The organism is Streptomyces sp. NPDC046335 (assembly GCF_055587985.1).
In genome coordinates, this window is sequence record NZ_JBVJFF010000012.1 from 189,446 (window position 1) to 206,679 (window position 17,234).

27 protein-coding genes and 1 pseudogene are annotated in these 17,234 nt (G+C 67.0%); 3 read left to right on the plus strand and 25 right to left on the minus strand.

The window, feature by feature from the left end; translation table 11 throughout:
* Window positions 1-30: 30 nt before the first annotated feature.
* The 23 genes from ACZ6JY_RS28950 to rpsJ form a co-directional block, all read right to left on the minus strand.
* Entirely contained in the window at window positions 31-684 is a 654-nt protein-coding gene (locus ACZ6JY_RS28950) for an adenylate kinase (protein ID WP_469200435.1), read from the minus strand.
* The gene (gene secY, locus ACZ6JY_RS28955) at window positions 684-1,997 is read right to left on the minus strand and encodes a preprotein translocase subunit SecY (RefSeq protein WP_469200437.1); all 1,314 of its coding nucleotides are present in this window, start codon (window positions 1,995-1,997) and stop codon (window positions 684-686) included. Before secY ends, ACZ6JY_RS28950 begins: the two co-directional genes overlap by 1 nt.
* Window positions 1,998-2,222: 225 nt before the next feature.
* Window positions 2,223-2,678, minus strand: coding sequence for a 50S ribosomal protein L15 (gene rplO, locus ACZ6JY_RS28960; protein ID WP_055553516.1), 456 nt, complete (start codon window positions 2,676-2,678; stop codon window positions 2,223-2,225).
* Between the two features lies 1 nt (window position 2,679).
* Window positions 2,680-2,862, minus strand: coding sequence for a 50S ribosomal protein L30 (gene rpmD / locus ACZ6JY_RS28965; protein ID WP_447037975.1), 183 nt, complete (start codon window positions 2,860-2,862; stop codon window positions 2,680-2,682).
* Complete coding sequence (gene rpsE / locus ACZ6JY_RS28970) at window positions 2,862-3,467, minus strand: 30S ribosomal protein S5 (RefSeq protein ID WP_389714785.1); 606 nt, start codon at window positions 3,465-3,467, stop codon at window positions 2,862-2,864. The genes rpmD and rpsE overlap by 1 nt, the downstream gene beginning before the upstream one ends.
* A 63-nt stretch (window positions 3,468-3,530) precedes the next feature.
* Complete coding sequence (gene rplR, locus ACZ6JY_RS28975; RefSeq protein ID WP_398300201.1) at window positions 3,531-3,914, minus strand: 50S ribosomal protein L18; 384 nt, start codon at window positions 3,912-3,914, stop codon at window positions 3,531-3,533.
* A gap of 3 nt (window positions 3,915-3,917) precedes the next feature.
* Window positions 3,918-4,457, minus strand: coding sequence for a 50S ribosomal protein L6 (rplF, locus tag ACZ6JY_RS28980; RefSeq protein ID WP_469200441.1), 540 nt, complete (start codon window positions 4,455-4,457; stop codon window positions 3,918-3,920).
* 21 nt (window positions 4,458-4,478) lie between these two features.
* Entirely contained in the window at window positions 4,479-4,877 is a 399-nt protein-coding gene (gene rpsH / locus ACZ6JY_RS28985) for a 30S ribosomal protein S8 (RefSeq protein ID WP_018528360.1), read from the minus strand.
* A 207-nt stretch (window positions 4,878-5,084) separates the two neighbouring features.
* Window positions 5,085-5,270 carry a type Z 30S ribosomal protein S14 gene (locus ACZ6JY_RS28990; protein WP_003956452.1) on the minus strand — a complete coding sequence of 62 codons (186 nt, stop codon included), beginning with the start codon at window positions 5,268-5,270 and terminating at the stop codon, window positions 5,085-5,087.
* Window positions 5,271-5,275: 5 nt separating this feature from the next.
* Window positions 5,276-5,833, minus strand: a complete 558-nt coding sequence (rplE, locus tag ACZ6JY_RS28995; protein ID WP_135332558.1) for a 50S ribosomal protein L5 — start codon at window positions 5,831-5,833, stop codon at window positions 5,276-5,278.
* Entirely contained in the window at window positions 5,833-6,156 is a 324-nt protein-coding gene (gene rplX / locus ACZ6JY_RS29000) for a 50S ribosomal protein L24 (RefSeq protein WP_469200444.1), read from the minus strand. Before rplX ends, rplE begins: the two co-directional genes overlap by 1 nt.
* A gap of 2 nt (window positions 6,157-6,158) precedes the next feature.
* On the minus strand, window positions 6,159-6,527 hold the full coding sequence (gene rplN, locus ACZ6JY_RS29005; protein WP_003974257.1) for a 50S ribosomal protein L14: 369 nt from the start codon (window positions 6,525-6,527) through the stop codon (window positions 6,159-6,161).
* A gap of 130 nt (window positions 6,528-6,657) precedes the next feature.
* On the minus strand, window positions 6,658-6,945 hold the full coding sequence (gene rpsQ, locus ACZ6JY_RS29010) for a 30S ribosomal protein S17 (RefSeq protein WP_150171090.1): 288 nt from the start codon (window positions 6,943-6,945) through the stop codon (window positions 6,658-6,660).
* A complete protein-coding gene (gene rpmC / locus ACZ6JY_RS29015) occupies window positions 6,945-7,169 on the minus strand; it encodes a 50S ribosomal protein L29 (protein ID WP_005481220.1) in 225 nt (74 codons plus the stop codon). The genes rpsQ and rpmC overlap by 1 nt, the downstream gene beginning before the upstream one ends.
* Window positions 7,169-7,588 (minus strand): 50S ribosomal protein L16, encoded by a 420-nt coding sequence (gene rplP / locus ACZ6JY_RS29020; RefSeq protein ID WP_014047785.1) that lies wholly within the window; start codon window positions 7,586-7,588, stop codon window positions 7,169-7,171. The genes rpmC and rplP overlap by 1 nt, the downstream gene beginning before the upstream one ends.
* A 5-nt stretch (window positions 7,589-7,593) precedes the next feature.
* Window positions 7,594-8,439: a 30S ribosomal protein S3 gene (gene rpsC / locus ACZ6JY_RS29025; RefSeq protein ID WP_469200447.1), complete on the minus strand. Its 846-nt coding sequence runs from the start codon at window positions 8,437-8,439 to the stop codon at window positions 7,594-7,596.
* Window positions 8,439-8,786, minus strand: a complete 348-nt coding sequence (gene rplV, locus ACZ6JY_RS29030; RefSeq protein WP_199547356.1) for a 50S ribosomal protein L22 — start codon at window positions 8,784-8,786, stop codon at window positions 8,439-8,441. Before rplV ends, rpsC begins: the two co-directional genes overlap by 1 nt.
* A 42-nt stretch (window positions 8,787-8,828) precedes the next feature.
* The gene (rpsS, locus tag ACZ6JY_RS29035) at window positions 8,829-9,110 is read right to left on the minus strand and encodes a 30S ribosomal protein S19 (RefSeq protein WP_447037978.1); all 282 of its coding nucleotides are present in this window, start codon (window positions 9,108-9,110) and stop codon (window positions 8,829-8,831) included.
* Between the two features lie 12 nt (window positions 9,111-9,122).
* On the minus strand, window positions 9,123-9,959 hold the full coding sequence (gene rplB, locus ACZ6JY_RS29040) for a 50S ribosomal protein L2 (RefSeq protein ID WP_361716676.1): 837 nt from the start codon (window positions 9,957-9,959) through the stop codon (window positions 9,123-9,125).
* A gap of 39 nt (window positions 9,960-9,998) precedes the next feature.
* Window positions 9,999-10,418: a 50S ribosomal protein L23 gene (gene rplW / locus ACZ6JY_RS29045; RefSeq protein ID WP_447037980.1), complete on the minus strand. Its 420-nt coding sequence runs from the start codon at window positions 10,416-10,418 to the stop codon at window positions 9,999-10,001.
* A complete protein-coding gene (rplD, locus tag ACZ6JY_RS29050; RefSeq protein ID WP_469200450.1) occupies window positions 10,418-11,071 on the minus strand; it encodes a 50S ribosomal protein L4 in 654 nt (217 codons plus the stop codon). Before rplD ends, rplW begins: the two co-directional genes overlap by 1 nt.
* Before the next feature lie 8 nt (window positions 11,072-11,079).
* On the minus strand, window positions 11,080-11,724 hold the full coding sequence (gene rplC, locus ACZ6JY_RS29055; RefSeq protein WP_447037982.1) for a 50S ribosomal protein L3: 645 nt from the start codon (window positions 11,722-11,724) through the stop codon (window positions 11,080-11,082).
* 14 nt (window positions 11,725-11,738) lie between these two features.
* Entirely contained in the window at window positions 11,739-12,047 is a 309-nt protein-coding gene (gene rpsJ / locus ACZ6JY_RS29060; RefSeq protein ID WP_003948644.1) for a 30S ribosomal protein S10, read from the minus strand.
* A gap of 507 nt (window positions 12,048-12,554) precedes the next feature.
* On the opposite strand from rpsJ, the gene ACZ6JY_RS29065 reads away from it, so the two are divergent.
* On the plus strand, window positions 12,555-14,033 hold the full coding sequence (locus ACZ6JY_RS29065; RefSeq protein ID WP_469200452.1) for an ADP-ribosylglycohydrolase family protein: 1,479 nt from the start codon (window positions 12,555-12,557) through the stop codon (window positions 14,031-14,033).
* Between the two features lie 289 nt (window positions 14,034-14,322).
* Here the strand turns inward: ACZ6JY_RS29065 and ACZ6JY_RS29070 are convergent, their stop codons facing one another.
* Window positions 14,323-14,532, minus strand: a complete 210-nt coding sequence (locus tag ACZ6JY_RS29070; RefSeq protein WP_469200454.1) for a DUF397 domain-containing protein — start codon at window positions 14,530-14,532, stop codon at window positions 14,323-14,325.
* Window positions 14,529-15,413 (minus strand): helix-turn-helix domain-containing protein, encoded by an 885-nt coding sequence (locus ACZ6JY_RS29075; protein WP_469200456.1) that lies wholly within the window; start codon window positions 15,411-15,413, stop codon window positions 14,529-14,531. Before ACZ6JY_RS29075 ends, ACZ6JY_RS29070 begins: the two co-directional genes overlap by 4 nt.
* A 214-nt stretch (window positions 15,414-15,627) precedes the next feature.
* Here ACZ6JY_RS29075 and ACZ6JY_RS29080 point away from each other — a divergent pair.
* Window positions 15,628-15,921 (plus strand): annotated as a pseudogene (locus tag ACZ6JY_RS29080) (ATP-binding protein); the annotation flags it as partial.
* A 297-nt stretch (window positions 15,922-16,218) separates the two neighbouring features.
* Window positions 16,219-17,172: a helix-turn-helix domain-containing protein gene (locus ACZ6JY_RS29085; RefSeq protein ID WP_469200824.1), complete on the plus strand. Its 954-nt coding sequence runs from the start codon at window positions 16,219-16,221 to the stop codon at window positions 17,170-17,172.
* Window positions 17,173-17,234: the final 62 nt, after the last annotated feature.

A 17,234-nucleotide genomic window follows, 5' to 3' on the forward strand; every position in this document is an offset into this window, starting at 1 on the left:
AGGGGCACCGCGGCCGAACCGGCGTACTGGCTACTTGTCACCCTTGAGCGCGGCCATCGCGCGCTTGGTGACCTCGTCCACCTTGCCGAGCGCGGAGATCGTGACCACCAGGCCCTGGGCCTTGTAGTGGTCGATGATCGGCTCGGTCTCGCGGTGGTACACGTCGAGCCGCTTGCGCACGGTCTCTTCCTGGTCGTCACCGCGCGTGTAGAGCTCACCGCCGCAGACGTCGCAGACGCCCTCGACCTTCGGCTTGCTGTACGTCACGTGGAAGACGTGGCTCGAATCGTTCCGGCAGATGCGGCGGCCGGCGATGCGCTCGACCACCTCGTCCTCGGGGACCTCGAGGTCGAGCACCGCGTCGAGCTTCTGCCCGTCAGCCTTGAGCAACTCGTCCAGGGCCTCGGCCTGCGACACGTTCCGCGGGAAACCGTCGAGCAGGAAGCCGTGCTCGGCGTCCGGCTGCGCCATGCGGTCGTGGGCCATGCCGATGGTGACCTCGTCGGGAACCAGGTTGCCCTCGGTGATGAACGCCTTCGCGCGCTTGCCGAGCTCCGTGCCCTGGCTGATGTTGGCACGGAAGAGGTCGCCCGTGGAGATGTGCGGGATCGACAGATTCGTGGCGAGGAACGCGGCCTGCGTTCCCTTGCCCGCACCGGGCGGCCCGACGAGGACGATTCGCATCAGCGGAGGAACCCTTCGTAATTGCGCTGCTGGAGCTGGCTCTCGATCTGCTTCACGGTCTCCAGACCCACACCCACGATGATGAGGATGCTCGTCCCGCCGAAGGGGAAGTTCTGGTTTGCCCCGAAGCCCACCAACGCCATCGTCGGCACAAGAGCGATCAGACCCAGGTACAGCGAACCCGGCCACGTGATCCGGTTGAGTACGTAACTCAGATACTCAGCGGTAGGACGGCCAGCCCGGATGCCCGGGATGAAGCCACCATACTTCTTCATGTTGTCGGCGACTTCCTCGGGGTTGAAGGAAATCGCGACGTAGAAGAAGGCGAAGAAGACGATCAGGATGAAGTACGTGGCGATATAAATCGGGTGATCACCCGTGGTCAGGTTCGCCTCGATCCACTGCTTCCATCCGGAATTGCCGCCCGCGAACTGGGCGACGAGAGCCGGAATGTAGAGCAGCGACGAGGCGAAGATCACAGGGATGATGCCTGCCTGGTTCACCTTCAGCGGGATGTACGTCGACGTACCGCCGTAGGACCTTCGGCCGATCATTCGCTTCGCGTACTGGACCGGAATGCGCCGCTGCGCCTGCTCGACGAAGACCACCAGGCCGACCATGACGAGACCGACCGCGATGACGGTGCCGAACTCGATCCAGCCGTCCGCCAGGTCACCCTGCTGCTTGATGGCCCACAGGGCGCTCGGGAAGGTCGCGGCGATCGAGATGAACATCAGGATCGACATGCCGTTGCCGATGCCGCGGTCGGTGATGAGCTCACCGAGCCACATGACGCACGCCGTACCCGCGGTCATCGTGATCACCATGGTGATGGTGACGAAGATCGACTGGTCCGGAACGATCTCGCTGGCGACGGGGCAGCCCTGGAAGAGGGTGCCGGTGCGGGCGGTCGCCACCAGGCCGGTGCCCTGGAGGATCGCGAGCGCGATGGTCAGATAGCGCGTGTACTGCGTGATCTTCGCCGTACCGGCCTGGCCCTCCTTCTTGAGGGCCTCGAGCCGCGGGATCACCACGGTCAGCAGCTGCAGGATGATGCTCGCGGTGATGTACGGCATGATGCCGAGCGCGAAGATCGTGATCTGCAGCAGTGCGCCACCGCTGAACATGTTGACGAGACCGAACAAGCCCTGGTTCTGGCTCTGGTTGTCGATGCACGTCTGGACGTTCTTGTAGCTGACACCGGGGATGGGGATATGCGTCCCCAGCCGGTAGATCACGATGATGCCGAGCGTGAAGAGCAGCTTCTTGCGCAGGTCGGGCGTCTTGAACGCCCGGGCGAACGCGGTGAGCACGGTGCCTCCTGCGACCCCCGCGCGCGTGCGCCAGAGGTGGTGGTCTTGAGGTTCGACGAATACGTATCAGTCAACAAAACCGTGCGGGCAGACCGCACGGAGCTTAGACAGTGCACGCCACCTTACCGGCGACCGTGCCCCCCTTGGAACGACCAACCGGGGATGCCCCTTTTGTGGGGCATCCCCGGCTGGGAATCGCTCATGTCATCGACACGTCTTGATGAATCAGACGAGCTCGGTGACAGTACCGCCGGCGGCGGTGATCTTCTCCTTGGCGGAGCCGGAGACGGCGTCAACCGTCACCTGCAGCGCCACGGTGACCTCACCCTGGCCGAGGACCTTGACGAGGCTGTTCTTGCGAACCGCACCCTTGGCCACGAGGGCCTCGACGGTGACCTCGCCACCCTCGGGGAACAGCGCGCTCAGCTTGTCGAGGTTCACGACCTGGAACTCGGTCTTGAACGGGTTCCTGAAGCCCTTGAGCTTCGGGAGACGCATGTGGAGGGGCATCTGGCCACCCTCGAAGCGCTCCGGAACCTGGTAACGGGCCTTGGTGCCCTTGGTACCACGACCAGCGGTCTTACCCTTGGACGCCTCACCACGACCCACACGGGTCTTGGCGGTCTTGGCGCCCGGGGCGGGCCGGAGGTTGTGGACCTTCAGCGGGTTCTGCTCCGCCATGTCAGTCGACCTCCTCAACCGTCACGAGGTGGCGGACGGTGTGAACCATTCCGCGGAACTCGGGGCGGTCCTCCTTGACGACCTGCGTGTTGATGCCCTTGAGACCAAGGGAGCGCAGGGTGTCGCGGTGGTTCTGCTTGCTGCCGATGTACGACTTGATCTGCGTGACCTTGAGCTGTGCCATTACGCAGCACCAGCCCCGGCACGCGCCCGCAGCAGAGCCGCGGGAGCGACGTCCTCGAGGGGCAGACCACGGCGAGCCGCGATCTCCTCGGGACGCTGCAGACCCTTGAGGGCCGCGACGGTCGCGTGCACGATGTTGATCGCGTTCGACGAACCGAGCGACTTCGACAGGATGTCGTGAACGCCGGCGCACTCGAGCACAGCACGCACCGGGCCACCGGCGATAACGCCGGTACCGGGGGAAGCAGGCTTGAGCAGGACGACGCCCGCGGCCTTCTCGCCCGTGATCGGGTGCGGGATGGTGCCCTGGATACGGGGGACCTTGAAGAAGTGCTTCTTGGCCTCCTCAACACCCTTGGCGATGGCGGCCGGCACCTCCTTGGCCTTGCCGTAACCGACACCTACGGTGCCGTCACCATCGCCCACCACGACCAGCGCGGTGAAGCTGAAGCGACGACCACCCTTCACAACCTTGGCGACACGGTTGATCGCGACAACGCGCTCAACGTATGCGGTCTTCTCGGCGGCAGCGCCACCGTCGCGACCCTTCCGGTCCCGCCGCTCGCCGCCACCGGCACCGCCACCGCGGCGCTGGGGTCCAGCCATTGGAATTACCTCTCTCTGTTTCCGCTAGCTACGCAGTGACACTGTCGCTGCGCGACGGACGACTCAGAACTTGAGTCCGGCTTCGCGGGCGGCGTCCGCCAGGGCTGCGATGCGCCCGGCGTACTGGTTACCACCACGGTCGAACACGACAGTCTCGACACCGGCAGCCTTGGCGCGCTCGGCGACCAGGGCGCCGACCGACTTGGCCTGCGCGGACTTGTCGCCCTCGGCGCCGCGGATCGTGGTGTCCAGGGTCGAGGCCGACGCAAGGGTGTGACCCTTGATGTCGTCGATGACCTGGGCCACGATGTGGCGGTTGGAGCGCGTCACGACCAGGCGCGGACGCTCAGCCGTACCCGAGATGTGCTTACGGATGCGGATGTGACGACGCTTGATGGCAGCACGCTTGTAAGCGTCGCCCTTAGCAATCTTGACACCGTATGCCATGGCTTACTTACCCGCCTTTCCGACCTTGCGGCGGATGACTTCGCCTTCGTACTTGACGCCCTTGGCCTTGTACGGGTCAGGCTTGCGCAGCTTGCGGATGTTGGCCGCAACCTCGCCGACCTTCTGCTTGTCGATGCCCTCGACCGAGAACTTGGTCGCCGATTCGACCTTGAAGGAGATGCCCTCGGGCGCCTCGATCAGGATCGAGTGGCTGTAGCCGAGCGAGAACTCCAGGTTGGAGCCCTTCGCCAGGACGCGGTAACCGACACCGCTGATTTCGAGCTTCTTCACGTAACCCTGGGTCACGCCGGTGATCATGTTCGCCACCAGCGTGCGGGACAGGCCGTGCAGGGCCTTGTTCTGACGCTCGTCGTTCGGGCGGGTGACGTTCAGGACGCCGTCCTCACCCTTAGCGATCTCGATCGGCGCGACGATCGTGTGGTTCAGGGAGCCCTTGGGACCCTTGACCGCAACCGTCTGGCCATCGATGGTGACGTCCACGCCGGCGGGAACCGTGATGGGGAGCTTGCCAATACGCGACATTAGCTATTCCTCCGTTCCCGACTACCAGACGTAGGCGAGGACTTCCCCACCTACGCCCTTCTTGCCTGCCTGCTGGCCGGTCAGGAGACCGTGCGACGTGGAGATGATCGCCACGCCGAGGCCGCCGAGGACCTTCGGCAGGTTGGTGGACTTCGCGTAAACCCGGAGACCGGGCTTGGAGATCCGCTTGATGCCCGCAATGGAGCGCTCACGGTTCGGGCCGAACTTCAGCTCGAGGACGAGGTTCTTGCCAACCTCGGCGTCCTCGACCTTCCAGCCCGTGATGAAGCCCTCCTGCTGGAGGATCTCCGCGATGTGAGACTTGATCTTGCTGTGCGGCATAGCCACGGTGTCGTGGTACGCCGAGTTCGCGTTACGCAGACGAGTCAGCATGTCCGCGATCGGATCAGTCATGGTCATGAATTGGCCTTCGGCCTCTCTCGCCGGGGTTTCCTATGTGCGCCATCCCTCTCCCCACTCAGAGGCAGGACGGGTGCGGTGCGGGGACCTACGGCGTAGTAAGTCGGTCAGGGCGGCAGACGCCCAACCCTCCTAGCCTAAGCCATGTGGAGGACGGCATCTGCCAACCCTTTACTTACCGAGAGATCCAGGCAGTCCGGAGAAGGACTACCAGGAGCTCTTGGTCACGCCCGGCAGCTCGCCACGGTGAGCCATCTCACGAAGGCACACGCGGCAGAGGCCGAACTTGCGGTAGACGGAGTGCGGACGGCCGCAGCGCTGGCAGCGGGTGTACGCACGCACACCGAACTTGGGCTTACGAGCAGCCTTGGCAATCAGAGCCTTCTTCGCCATCTCGCTTACGCCTCCTTGAACGGGAAGCCGAGGTGACGAAGGAGCGCACGGCCCTCAGCGTCGTTGGTCGCCGTGGTCACCACGGTGATGTCCATACCCCGGACGCGGTCGATCTTGTCCTGGTCGATCTCGTGGAACATGACCTGCTCCGTGAGACCGAAGGTGTAGTTGCCACGGCCGTCGAACTGCTTGGGGGACAGACCACGGAAGTCGCGGATGCGCGGAAGCGCGAGCGACAGGGTGCGGTCCAGGAACTCCCACATGCGGTCGCCACGGAGCGTGACGTGGCAGCCGATCGGCTGACCCTCGCGCAGCTTGAACTGCGCGATGGACTTCCGGGCCTTGGTGATGGCCGGCTTCTGACCCGTGATGGTGGTCAGGTCACGGACGGCACCGTCCATGAGCTTCGAGTCACGGGCGGCGTCGCCGACACCCATGTTGACCACGATCTTGACGAGGCCCGGCGTCTGCATGACGTTCTCGTACGAGAACTCTTCCTGCAGCTTGGCCGCGATCTCCTCGCGGTACTTCGTCTTGAGACGCGGAGTGGTGGTGGTCGTCATCAGATGTCCTCACCCGTCCGCTTGGCAACGCGGATCTTGTTGCCCTCGTCGTCGAAGCGGTAACCGACACGCGTGACAACCTTGTTGCCGTCCTTCTCCACGACCAGCTGGACGTTGGAGACGTGGACGGGGGCCTCGGTGGTCACGATGCCGCCGGCCTGCGAGCCGCTGGCGGTCGGGCCGGCCTTCGTGTGCTTCTTGACCCGGTTGACACCCTCGACCAGGATGCGCTCGTCGCGCGGGAAAGCGGCAATGACCTTGCCCTGCTTGCCCTTGTCCTTACCGGTGATGACCTGGACCAGGTCGCCCTTCTTGATCTTCATGCTTACAGCACCTCCGGCGCGAGCGAGATGATCTTCATGAACTTCTTCTCGCGCAGCTCACGGCCGACAGGGCCGAAGATACGGGTGCCGCGAGGGTCGCCGTCGTTCTTCAGAATGACGGCGGCGTTCTCGTCGAAGCGGATGTACGAGCCGTCCGGACGGCGGCGCTCCTTGACGGTGCGAACGATGACCGCCTTGACGACGTCACCCTTCTTCACGTTGCCACCGGGGATCGCGTCCTTGACGGTGGCGACGATGACGTCACCGATGCCCGCGTAGCGGCGACCCGAGCCACCGAGAACACGAATGGTGAGAATTTCCTTCGCACCCGTGTTGTCGGCGACGCGAAGTCGCGACTCCTGCTGGATCACGTCTATCTCCTGATTGTCTGCCGGTTCCCCCGGGGCAGTTCAGCGAACTGCCCCGGGAGCCTGGCGGAACGAACTCCGAGGGGGGTGCCCCTCGGAGCTGTACTTGTTGGAATTCCCTTGCGGGAATTACCTACTTGGCCTTCTCGAGGATCTCGACGATGCGCCAGCGCTTGGTCGCCGACAGCGGACGCGTCTCCATCAGGAGGACGCGGTCGCCGACGCCGGCAGCGTTCTGCTCGTCGTGCGCCTTGAGCTTGTTCGTACGGCGGATGACCTTGCCGTACAGCGCGTGGGTCACGCGGTCCTCGACAGCGACGACGACGGTCTTGTCCATCTTGTCGCTGACGACAAGACCCTGACGGGTCTTGCGGAAGCCGCGGGCGGCCTTCGTCTCTTCAGTCACGTTGCTCTCGCTCATCAGGCGCTCTCCACCGTCTCGATGCCCAGCTCGCGCTCACGCATCAGGGTGTAGATCCGCGCGATGTCCTTACGGACGGCCTTCAGCCGACCGTGGTTCTCGAGCTGACCCGTCGCCGCCTGGAAGCGGAGGTTGAACAGCTCTTCCTTGGCTTCGCGGAGCTTGTTGAGAAGCTCCTCGTCGCCCAGTTCGCGCAGCTCGGACGCCTTGGTACCGGCCGACATCACGACTCACCTGCCTCGCGCCGAACGATGCGGCACTTCATCGGAAGCTTGTGAGCAGCGCGGGTGAGCGCCTCACGAGCAATCTTCTCGTTCGGGTAGGACAGCTCGAACATCACCCGACCCGGCTTGACGTTCGCGATCCACCACTCGGGAGAACCCTTACCGGAACCCATGCGGGTCTCGGCAGGCTTCTTGGTGAGCGGACGGTCCGGGTAGATGTTGATCCAGACCTTGCCGCCACGCTTGATGTGGCGGGTCATCGCGATACGCGCCGCCTCGATCTGGCGGTTGGTCACGTACGCCGGAGTGAGGGCCTGAATGCCGTACTCGCCGAACGCAACCTGCGTCCCACCCTTGGACATACCGCTGCGCTTCGGGTGGTGCTGCTTGCGGTGCTTGACCCTACGGGGGATCAGCATTTCGGTCAGGCCTCCGTTCCGGTGCTCTCAGCAGCCGGAGCGGCAGCGGCGGGAGCGTCGGCCTTGGGGGCCTCGGCAGCCGGCGCCGACTGCTGCTGCGGCTTGCGGCCGCGGCCGCCACGCTCGCCACCCCGGCCACCACGGGCCGGACGGTCGTTGCCGCCACCACCACGGGCCGGGCGGTTACCCGCACGGGCCGCGGCGTTCTCGGCGCGGACCTCGGCGATGTTCTTGACGTCGCCCTTGTAGATCCAGACCTTCACGCCGATGCGGCCGAAGGTCGTCTTGGCCTCGAAGAAGCCGTAGTCGACGTTGGCACGGAGCGTGTGCAGGGGCACGCGGCCCTCGCGGTAGAACTCCGAGCGCGACATCTCGGCGCCGCCGAGACGGCCACCACACTGGATCTTGATGCCCTTGGCGCCCGCCTTCATCGCCGACTGCATGCTCTTACGCATGGCGCGACGGAAGGAGACGCGGGAGGACAGCTGCTCCGCGACGGCCTGGGCCACGAGCTGAGCGTCGACCTCGGGGTTCTTGACCTCGAGGATGTTCAGCTGGACCTGCTTGCCCGTGAGCTTCTCGAGGTCGCCGCGGATGCGGTCGGCCTCGGCGCCACGGCGGCCGATGACGATGCCGGGACGTGCGGTGTGGATGTCCACACGCACGCGGTCACGGGTGCGCTCGATCTCAACCTTCGAGATGCCGGCGCGCTCCATGCCGGACGTCATCATCCGACGGATGGCGACGTCTTCCTTGACGTAGTCCTTGTACAGCTTGTCGGCGTACCAACGCGACTTGAAGTCGGTCGTGACACCGAGCCGGAACCCGTGCGGGTTTACCTTCTGGCCCATTACCGGGTTCCTTCCTTGCTGCTGACGACCACGGTGATGTGGCTGGTCCGCTTACGGATCCGGTAGGCACGGCCCTGAGCACGCGGACGGAACCGCTTCAGGGTCGGACCCTCATCCACGAACGCCTCGCTGATGACCAGCGAAGAAGCGTCAGAGTGGTCGTAGTTGTGCGCGGCGTTGGCAATGGCGCTGTCCAGCACCTTGCCGACCGGCACGCTCGCGGCCTGCGGGGCGAAACGCAGGACCGCCTGAGCCTCCGTGGCATCCATGCCACGGATGAGGTCCACCACGCGGCGGGCCTTCATGGGCGTGACGCGGATGTACCGCGCCTGGGCCCTGGCTTCCATGGTTGTCCCTTCGGTGTTAGTCATAGTCGTTTCCACCCCGCGCTAGCGGCGCTTCGACTTCCGGTCGTCCTTGACGTGGCCGCGGAAGGTGCGAGTCGGCGAGAACTCGCCGAGCTTGTGGCCGACCATCGACTCGGTGACGAACACCGGGATGTGGGTCTTGCCGTTGTGCACCGCGATGGTGTGACCCAGCATGCTGGGGACGATCATCGAGCGACGGGACCAGGTCTTGATGACGTTCTTGGTGCCGGCTTCGTTCTGGACGTCCACCTTCTTTACGAGGTGGTCATCGACGAAGGGCCCCTTCTTGAGACTGCGCGGCATCTAAACCCGCTCCTAGCGCTTCTTGTTCGACTTGCGGCGACGGACGATGTACTTGTTGCTCGCCTTGTTGCGATCACGAGTACGACCCTCCTTCTGACCCCACGGCGAGACCGGGTGACGTCCACCGGAGGTCTTGCCTTCACCACCACCGTGCGGGTGGTCGACCGGGTTCATCACGACACCACGCACGGTCGGGCGAACGCCCTTCCAGCGCATACGGCCGGCCTTGCCCCAGTTGATGTTCGACTGCTCGGCGTTGCCGACCTCGCCAATGGTGGCGCGGCAGCGGACGTCGACCAGACGGATCTCACCGGACGGCATGCGAAGGTGCGCCATGGCGCCTTCCTTCGCGAGCAGCTGCACGGAGGCACCCGCGGAGCGGGCGAACTTCGCGCCGCCGCCGGGCCGCAGCTCGATGGCGTGGAGGGTCGTACCGACCGGGATGTTGCGCAGCGCCATGTTGTTGCCGGGCTTGATGTCGGCGCCAGGGCCGCTCTCAATCCGGTCACCCTGCTGCGTACCGCGCGGGGCGAGGATGTAGCGCTTCTCGCCGTCCGCGTAGTGCAGCAGCGCGATGCGCGCGGTGCGGTTGGGGTCGTACTCGATGTGCGCGACCTTGGCCGGCACACCGTCCTTGTCGTGACGACGGAAGTCGATCACGCGGAAGGCGCGCTTGTGTCCGCCACCCTGGTGGCGAACGGTGATCCGACCGGCGTTGTTACGGCCGCCCTTGCTGTGCAGCGGGCGAACCAGCGACTTCTCCGGCGTGGACCGCGTTACCTCGACGAAGTCGGCTACGGAGGAGCCACGGCGGCCCGGCGTAGTCGGCTTGTACTTGCGGATTCCCATTTCTCAGTCCTCGTCCGATATTCGGACCAGGGCGCTCCGTTAGGAGGCCTGGCCGAAGATGTCGATACGGTCGCCCTCAGCAAGGGTCACGATGGCGCGCTTGGTGTCGGCACGCTTGCCGAAACCGGTGCGCGTACGCTTCCGCTTGCCCTGACGGTTGATCGTGTTGACGCCGGCGACCTTGACCGAGAAGACCGCTTCGACGGCCTGCTTGATCTGGGTCTTGTTGGCGCCAGGGGCCACGATGAACGTGTACTTGCCCTCGTCGAGCAGCGCGTACGACTTCTCGGAGACGACCGGCTTGACGAGGACGTCGCGCGGGTCCGAGAAGGACTTGCTCAGCGGGGTGGGCTCAACGGCGATCTTGCCCTCGGTCGCGATGCGCTTCGCCTTGGCGACACGCGCGGCCTTGGCGGCCTTCGCAGCCTTGGACGCGATGCTCTGGTGACGGATGGCCATCAGGCTTCGCTCCCTTCGGTGTCAGTGGCCTTCGGGCCGGACACGAAGGACTCGAACGCGGCCTTGGTGAAGACCACGTCGTCCGACACGAGCACGTCGTACGTGTTCAGCTGGCCCGGCTCCAGGATGTGGACCTGGGGCAGGTTGCGGGCGGAGAGCAGCGAAGTCTCGTCCGAGCGCTCGATGACCAGGAGCACGTTCTTGCGCTCACTGACCTTGCCGAGCAGGCTCTTCGCGGCCTTCGTCGAGACCTCGCCCTCGACCACGCCGGAGACGACGTGGATGCGGGAGTTGCGCGCCCGGTCGGTGAGGGCGTGACGCAGAGCGGCAGCCTTCATCTTCTTGGGCGTGCGCTGCGAGTAGTCACGCGGCTGCGGGCCGTGGACGACGCCACCACCGGCGAACTGCGGCGCACGGGTCGAACCCTGGCGCGCGCGGCCGGTGCCCTTCTGGCGGTACGGCTTCTTGCCGCCACCGCGGACTTCGCCGCGACGCTTGGTCTTGTGCGTGCCCTGGCGGGCAGCGGCCAGCTGGGCGACGACGACCTGGTGGATCAGCGGAATGCTGATCTTCTCGACGTCGAAGATCTCCGCGGGGAGCTCGACCGTCCCGGTCTTGTCGCCTGCCGGCGAAAGGATGTCAATGGTGCTCATGGGTTACCTCAGGCCCCCTTGGCCGCAGTACGGACCAGGACGAGGCCGCCGTTCGGACCAGGAACCGCGCCCTTGATGAGGAGCAGGCCCTTCTCCGCGTCAACGGCGTGGACGGTCAGGTTCTGGGTGGTGACCCGCTCGTTGCCCATACGACCCGCCATGCGCATGCCCTTGAAGACACGGCCGGGGGTGGCACAGCCACCGATGGAACCGGGCTTGCGGTGCACGCGGTGGGCACCGTGGGAGGCCTTGCCGCCGTGGAAGTTGTGACGCTTCATCACACCGGCGAAGCCCTTGCCCTTGCTCTTGCCGGTGACGTCGACCTTGATACCGGCCTCGAACGTCTCGGCAGTCAGCTCCTGGCCGAGGGTGTACGCGCTGGCCTCAGCGGTACGGATCTCGACGAGGTGGCGACGGGGGGTCACGTCGGCCTTGGCGAAGTGGCCCTTGAGGGGCTTGTTCACCTTGCGAGGGTCGATCTCGCCGAAGGCGATCTGGACCGACTCGTAGCCGTCGCTGTCATTCGTACGGACCTGGGTAACGACGCAGGGCCCGGCCTTGACCACGGTCACCGGGACGACACGGTTGTTCTCGTCCCAGACCTGGGTCATGCCGAGCTTCTCGCCCAGGATGCCCTTGATCTGCTTGGTCATCTTCTCCGCGCCCTTCAGAGCTTGATCTCGATGTCAACGCCGGCCGGAAGGTCCAGGCGCATCAGCGAGTCAACGGTCTTGGGCGTCGGGTCGAGGATGTCGATCAAACGCTTGTGCGTGCGCATCTCGAAGTGCTCGCGCGAGTCCTTGTACTTGTGCGGCGACTTGATGACGCAGTACACGTTCTTCTCAGTGGGCAGCGGCACCGGGCCCGCGACCGACGCACCAGTTCGAGTCACCGTCTCGACGATCTTCTTCGCCGAAGAGTCGATGACCTCGTGGTCGTAGGCCTTGAGCCGGATGCGGATCTTCTGTCCCGCCATGGCTACTTAGTAGTCCTTTGTCTCGAACGCTCTGGCTCCCGGGAGGCCCTTTTTTCTACTTCCTCCGACCCCCGTGGTCGGGCGTGTCGCAGTCCCGCTCACACAGCTCTCCCGAAGGAGAATCCCTGCTAGGGGCTGCGGCCCTGATGACCGCGGGTCCGGGGGAAGAAACCCACCGGGCGCCTGGCCGAACCACCGCACTGCACTTCCCGAAAGATTCCCGTACGTCCGCCAAAGCGCTGCCTCAAGCCCTTGCGGGCCCTACGACAGATAGGGCGACGAGTACTGTGGGACTCGCTTCCGGTCCTCCCGGCGGGAGGCGCGCAGCATCGGCACTCAACCGAGCAACCCCGACAGTCTGCCATACAGGACACGCCCGGGGCCAATCGAGCCGTAGAGCGTACCCGGTGAGTGACGAAGGTCAAACCCGGGGTGCGGCCCGGCGCGGCGGGCCCTCTCCGGCACGCTGGGCGTGACGATCCGCCGCCCGATGAGACGGAAGCCCCCATGACCGATGCAGCCGCGCCCGGCCCCCACTTCGTCCCCCGCGGGTACATCAACCGGCGCTTCGAGGAAGACATGACGTTCTCGCAGATCAGCGGGGTTGCGGAGTACGCGCCCTCGACGGCTCGCCCCATCCGCTATGTGGCGGTGGCGGACGAGCGGGGCGTGGTCACCACGTACGTATGGGCGTGCGACGAGGACGACGCGGCGGGCTGGCTCGTCCGCGGGGACGCGGGCCCGCAGGCGGTGAACGACAGCCGCTGGCTGCTGGCGCTGCGCGACGGCAAGGCACGCGGGCTGGCCCCGACGGCGGTCCTTGCCGAGCTGCTGAAGTCGCCTTCGGCGGTCCCAGGCTCCCTGACGACAGCCCCCAGCCTCGCATCCCTGCACGACCTGGCAGACCTGCCCCTGCGGGCTCCCAGGTGGCGATCGGCCCGCGGCGCCCTCCTCGGCCTGGCCCTGGGCGACGCGATGGGCCGCCCGCTCTCACCCCTCTCCATGGACCGTATCGGGGAGGTCTACGGCGCCTGGGAGTCGATGGAGCTGCCCCTGTCCGACGACGGCACGGTCCGCGTCTCCGACCAGACGCAGCTGTCACTGACGGTGGCCGAGGCGCTGGCTGGAGTAGCGGTCGAGCCCCGCCTCCCGGAGGCGGAGGCGCGCCAGGCTCTCACGCTGCGGGGCGCACTCCCCGCCCCGCCGTGGCTGACGCCGGGGGCGGTGACGACAGCCCTGCGCACCTACCTGGTCCGCTGGCGATACTCCCCGGACAACGACCGCTCCCCCGGCCGTACGACGCTGAACGCCTGCGAGGCCCTCGCGTCCCCCGTCCCCTGGCAGGAGGCGACAGCGGCAGGCTCGAAGGGGTGCGCGGCGGTGGTGCGGGGCGCGGTGGTGGGTTTGACCCCGTACCTGACCGCCGACCGGCGCTCGGGCATCGCCCAGCTACAGGCGGCCCTCACCCACGGCCACCCCACGGCCCTGGCGGCGAGCGACCTGGCGGCACACGCGGTGGACCTCCTACGCCACCGCTGCGCACCCGCCGACCTCCTCCCGGAGCTGCGCGTCCACGCGGAGACGTCCCGTTACACGTACCGCGCGGACTGGCTGGGCGATCTGGCACCCCGGGCCGACGCGGCGTCGTTCATGGCAATGGGCTGGGACGAGTGCGTGGCAGCGCTGGACGCGGCGGAAGCCGCCCTGCAAAGCGGGACGGAGCCGGGTAGGGCGGTGGGCGCGGCATGGACCGCCGACGCGGTACTGGGCGCCGCCCTGTACGCCTTCCTCACCACGGAGGCCCACCCCCGCTACACCTTGCGCCGCGCCGCGCACACCTCCGGCGCCTCAGCGGCAACGGCAGCTCTGGCGGGCGCGTTGGCCGGCGCCCATCGCGGCCCTTCGGGGTGGCCGCCGGAGTGGGTGGCGGCGGTGGAGTACGGGGACCGGCTGGGGGCACTGGGCGCGTGGTGGGACAGAGCCTGACGGGCCCCCGGCGGCGAAGAGGCCGGCGCCCAACAGTGGCCCTCACACAAAAGTCCCACCCCAGCCCCCAAAACACGGCGTGTCGCCGGCACTTTCCCGCAACCCCCACCTCCGAGCGGCCGAACCACTGCCGTCAGCCATCAGGGCTCAGCCATGCCCCTTGGCGCCCGCACCAGGAGAACCAGCCCGCACCCGGCAAGAGACCCGCACCGCCCATCCACCCTCCCCGCAGCCCCGCTTCCCGGCCGCCCAGTCAGCGCATCCGCTGCGGTGGAGGTGACGGTCGGGGTCAGCTCCCGGAGGCGTAGGCCACGAAGTCGGCCCACGCCGGGCCGCCCAGGGCGAGGCGGGGCCCCTGCACGTCCTTGGAGTCACGGACGTGGACGGCACCGGGGGCGTGGGCTACCTCGACGCAGTCGGGCTCGTTGCTGTTGCTGCTGTAGCTGCTCTTGAACCAGGCCAGTTCGGACGAGTCCCCGACGGAAGTCTTGCGGATCATGTCTCTCCCAGAACCTGCTCGATGAAGGCCATCGACTCCCCTGGCGCGAGAGCCTGAGCCCGGATGATGCCACACCGCAGTTCGATGATGCGGAGCTGCTTGAGGTCGGATACAGGGCGGCTGCCGAACTCACCCTCGGAGCGGCCGACCGCTGTGCCGTCCCGGAACTTCAGCACCTGCATCTCACCGCTCATGCCTGCGTGATCTTCACGGGTCGTCGGCATCACCTGGATCTCTACGGCCCGCAACTCCGCCAGCACCAGCAGCCGTTCAAGCTGCCGCCGCAACACAAGCTTGCCCCCGATCGGGCGCCGCAGCGTCACTTCTTCCTGCACGAAGTTGAGCGCCGGGGCAGGCTTCCGCTCGAAGACCGACTGCCTGGCCAGTCGTGCGGCGACGAGTTGCTCCATGCGCTCCTGCTCCAGCGCCGGACGCCGCATTGCGAACAACGCCTGCGCGTACTCCTGCGTCTGCAACAGTCCGTGCAGGTTGTGATTGCCGTAAGCGGTCAGCTCAACCGCCTGCGCCTCCATCCGAGCCAAATCCCGAACCCTCTTCGGATACCGGGCCTCCGCCACGTCCCCCTTCATCGCAGCGACGGAGCCTCCCGCTCCCAGCACCTCGTCCGCCTTCTCCAGGTACTCCGCACGAGGAATCCGCGACCCGCCCTCGACCTTGTAGACGAGCCCTTCCCCATACCCCATGGCCGCAGCGAACTCGGCCGCCCGCATCCCCGCGGCCTCGCGGCGGGCCCTCAGCTGTCGCCCCACGAACGCGACGATCGCCGCGCCCTGCTCGTCGTCCGGATCGACCTCCCACCCGGGCTCCTCCGGCTCCGACTCCCCAACCGCCCCCACCTGCGCATCCGTTGACCGTTCCACGCGACCGCCTCCCACCTAGCCGAGCTCTGCTACGTACGGTCAACGCCGCACCCGCGCGGTCGGTCCGCTGTACAGCCGGTACGGCCCTGGACAGAGCCAGTACAGTCACCGTACGCAGCCGCCATGTCACTGTGCAGCGTAGAAGCGGGTCGCCACCCTGAGTGACGTGAATCAGGAAACCGCCGAACTGCCCAGCACCACCCGTCACTTCAACGTGCTGCTCTCCCCCACGCCCCGCGGAGCCCGCCTCGCGCGCCTCCTCGCGGCCGAGCAGATCCGCTCGTGGGGGCTGCCGCTGGACCCGGCCCGCCAGATCGTCGCGGAGCTGTCCGCCAACGCCGCCGCGCACGGCCGCGTCCCGGGCCGCGACTTCCGGCTGGTGCTCTACGCCACCGCCGGCGTACTCCGCATCGAGGTCACGGACACCTGCCCCGAGCACCTCCCCAGGCCACAGCACCCGGACGCGCTGTCGGAGTCGGGGCGGGGCCTGCTCCTCGTAGAAGCGCTGGCGCACCGCTGGGGCGTGGCCGAGGGCCCGTACCCCCGTAAGACCGTCTGGGCGGAACTACGTCTCACGGCACCGGAACCCACCCCCACGCGCTCCGGCGCCCCCAGCGGCTACCCCCAAGAGAACTGGCCTCCCGGCCCCCCGGCTCCCCTACGCTCAGCGCCAACAGGCGACAGCGACTCGCCGCAGCAAGACGGACGAAACGAACGAAACAACCCAAAAAACTCGACGGCCCCCGCCGGGACTGGCATCCCATATGGCGAGGGCCTGACCACCAAGGAAGAAAGCCGCTTCCCGATGGACACCCAAAACCCTAGCGCGCCCCCGCGCCCCAAGTCCGCTGACGGCGGCAACAAACCCCCCGCAAGGGCGACCACGCACCCCCGAGGCAAGGCGCGTCCCGCTCCCGCCCGGCGCCAGCCCTCCGGCATCGCCCATGAGAACACCCGCCACACCACCCGCTTCACGGTGATCGGCAACCACCTCACCCAGCACCAGGAGCTGTCCCTCCTGGCGATCGGCCTGGCCTGCCACATCCAGTCGCTGCCCGCAGAGGCCCGCGTGGACATCAAGACCCTGGCGGCCCGTTTCCCCGAGGGAGCAACACGCATCGCCGCGGCGCTCCGCGAGCTGGAGACCCACGGCTACCTGCGCCGAGACCGCGAACGCACCCCGGCCGGCCAGATCGTCACCCGTACGACCTCCTGCAACCAGCCGGGCGCACCCTGTCGCCATGCGTCACCGCCAAAGCCGCGTGCCGAGCCGCACCGTGCGGAGGATGTGCCGTCGCCGACGCAGACAGCGCCTCGCAGAGCCTCTCGCCCCCTCCCAGCGGTCCCGCACCCCGCCCGGTCCGCCGGGCCCCTCCTCGACGAGGCGGCCGAGCTCCTGACGTCCCTCCGGCACCACGACCCCCGCCTGCTCCTCACCACCCGCGACACAGCGCACCTGGCTTCGGGCGTCGTCGCCTGGCTGGAGCGAGAGGTCACCCCTGAGGCCATCCGCCACGCCCTGACGCACGATCTGCCGCCCACGGACCTGCGCCGCCCGGCCGCCCTCCTGGCCCACCGCCTGACAGCCCTCCTGCCACCCGCACCCGCGCTCCAGGCCAGGACAGTCGCCCCGCACCCCCTTCAGAACTGCGAATCCTGCGACCGCGCCTTCCGCGCCCCCGAATCGGGCCAATGCGACGCCTGCCGCCACGCGCCCACCGCGCCGCAGACTTGTCGTACACCCACTGACCAGGGATAACACTGAGCAATGTTCGCGTCTCCACGCCCCGCGTGCCCCGGCCGACTAGCCTGGCCAGTGCA

Excerpts from the sequence above, each read along its gene's own strand:
- ACZ6JY_RS28950 (WP_469200435.1), bottom strand. The coding sequence starts at position 684 with ATGCGAATCGTCCTCGTCGGGCCGCCCGGTGCGGGCAAGGGAACGCAG.
- rplO (WP_055553516.1), bottom strand. The coding sequence starts at position 2,678 with ATGGCGGAGCAGAACCCGCTGAAGGTCCACAACCTCCGGCCCGCCCCG.
- rpmD (WP_447037975.1), bottom strand. The coding sequence starts at position 2,862 with ATGGCACAGCTCAAGGTCACGCAGATCAAGTCGTACATCGGCAGCAAG.
- rpsE (WP_389714785.1), bottom strand. The coding sequence starts at position 3,467 with ATGGCTGGACCCCAGCGCCGCGGTGGCGGTGCCGGTGGCGGCGAGCGG.
- rplR (WP_398300201.1), bottom strand. The coding sequence starts at position 3,914 with ATGGCATACGGTGTCAAGATTGCTAAGGGCGACGCTTACAAGCGTGCT.
- rplF (WP_469200441.1), bottom strand. The coding sequence starts at position 4,457 with ATGTCGCGTATTGGCAAGCTCCCCATCACGGTTCCCGCCGGCGTGGAC.
- rpsH (WP_018528360.1), bottom strand. The coding sequence starts at position 4,877 with ATGACCATGACTGATCCGATCGCGGACATGCTGACTCGTCTGCGTAAC.
- ACZ6JY_RS28990 (WP_003956452.1), bottom strand. The coding sequence starts at position 5,270 with ATGGCGAAGAAGGCTCTGATTGCCAAGGCTGCTCGTAAGCCCAAGTTC.
- rplE (WP_135332558.1), bottom strand. The coding sequence starts at position 5,833 with ATGACGACCACCACCACTCCGCGTCTCAAGACGAAGTACCGCGAGGAG.
- rplX (WP_469200444.1), bottom strand. The coding sequence starts at position 6,156 with ATGAAGATCAAGAAGGGCGACCTGGTCCAGGTCATCACCGGTAAGGAC.
- rpsQ (WP_150171090.1), bottom strand. The coding sequence starts at position 6,945 with ATGAGCGAGAGCAACGTGACTGAAGAGACGAAGGCCGCCCGCGGCTTC.
- rpmC (WP_005481220.1), bottom strand. The coding sequence starts at position 7,169 with ATGTCGGCCGGTACCAAGGCGTCCGAGCTGCGCGAACTGGGCGACGAG.
- rplP (WP_014047785.1), bottom strand. The coding sequence starts at position 7,588 with ATGCTGATCCCCCGTAGGGTCAAGCACCGCAAGCAGCACCACCCGAAG.
- rpsC (WP_469200447.1), bottom strand. The coding sequence starts at position 8,439 with ATGGGCCAGAAGGTAAACCCGCACGGGTTCCGGCTCGGTGTCACGACC.
- rplV (WP_199547356.1), bottom strand. The coding sequence starts at position 8,786 with ATGGAAGCCAGGGCCCAGGCGCGGTACATCCGCGTCACGCCCATGAAG.
- rpsS (WP_447037978.1), bottom strand. The coding sequence starts at position 9,110 with ATGCCGCGCAGTCTCAAGAAGGGGCCCTTCGTCGATGACCACCTCGTA.
- rplB (WP_361716676.1), bottom strand. The coding sequence starts at position 9,959 with ATGGGAATCCGCAAGTACAAGCCGACTACGCCGGGCCGCCGTGGCTCC.
- rplW (WP_447037980.1), bottom strand. The coding sequence starts at position 10,418 with ATGGCCATCCGTCACCAGAGCATCGCGTCCAAGGCTGCGAAGGCCGCC.
- rplD (WP_469200450.1), bottom strand. The coding sequence starts at position 11,071 with ATGAGCACCATTGACATCCTTTCGCCGGCAGGCGACAAGACCGGGACG.
- rplC (WP_447037982.1), bottom strand. The coding sequence starts at position 11,724 with ATGACCAAGCAGATCAAGGGCATCCTGGGCGAGAAGCTCGGCATGACC.
- rpsJ (WP_003948644.1), bottom strand. The coding sequence starts at position 12,047 with ATGGCGGGACAGAAGATCCGCATCCGGCTCAAGGCCTACGACCACGAG.
- ACZ6JY_RS29065 (WP_469200452.1), top strand. The coding sequence starts at position 12,555 with ATGACCGATGCAGCCGCGCCCGGCCCCCACTTCGTCCCCCGCGGGTAC.
- ACZ6JY_RS29070 (WP_469200454.1), bottom strand. The coding sequence starts at position 14,532 with ATGATCCGCAAGACTTCCGTCGGGGACTCGTCCGAACTGGCCTGGTTC.
- ACZ6JY_RS29085 (WP_469200824.1), top strand. The coding sequence starts at position 16,219 with ATGGACACCCAAAACCCTAGCGCGCCCCCGCGCCCCAAGTCCGCTGAC.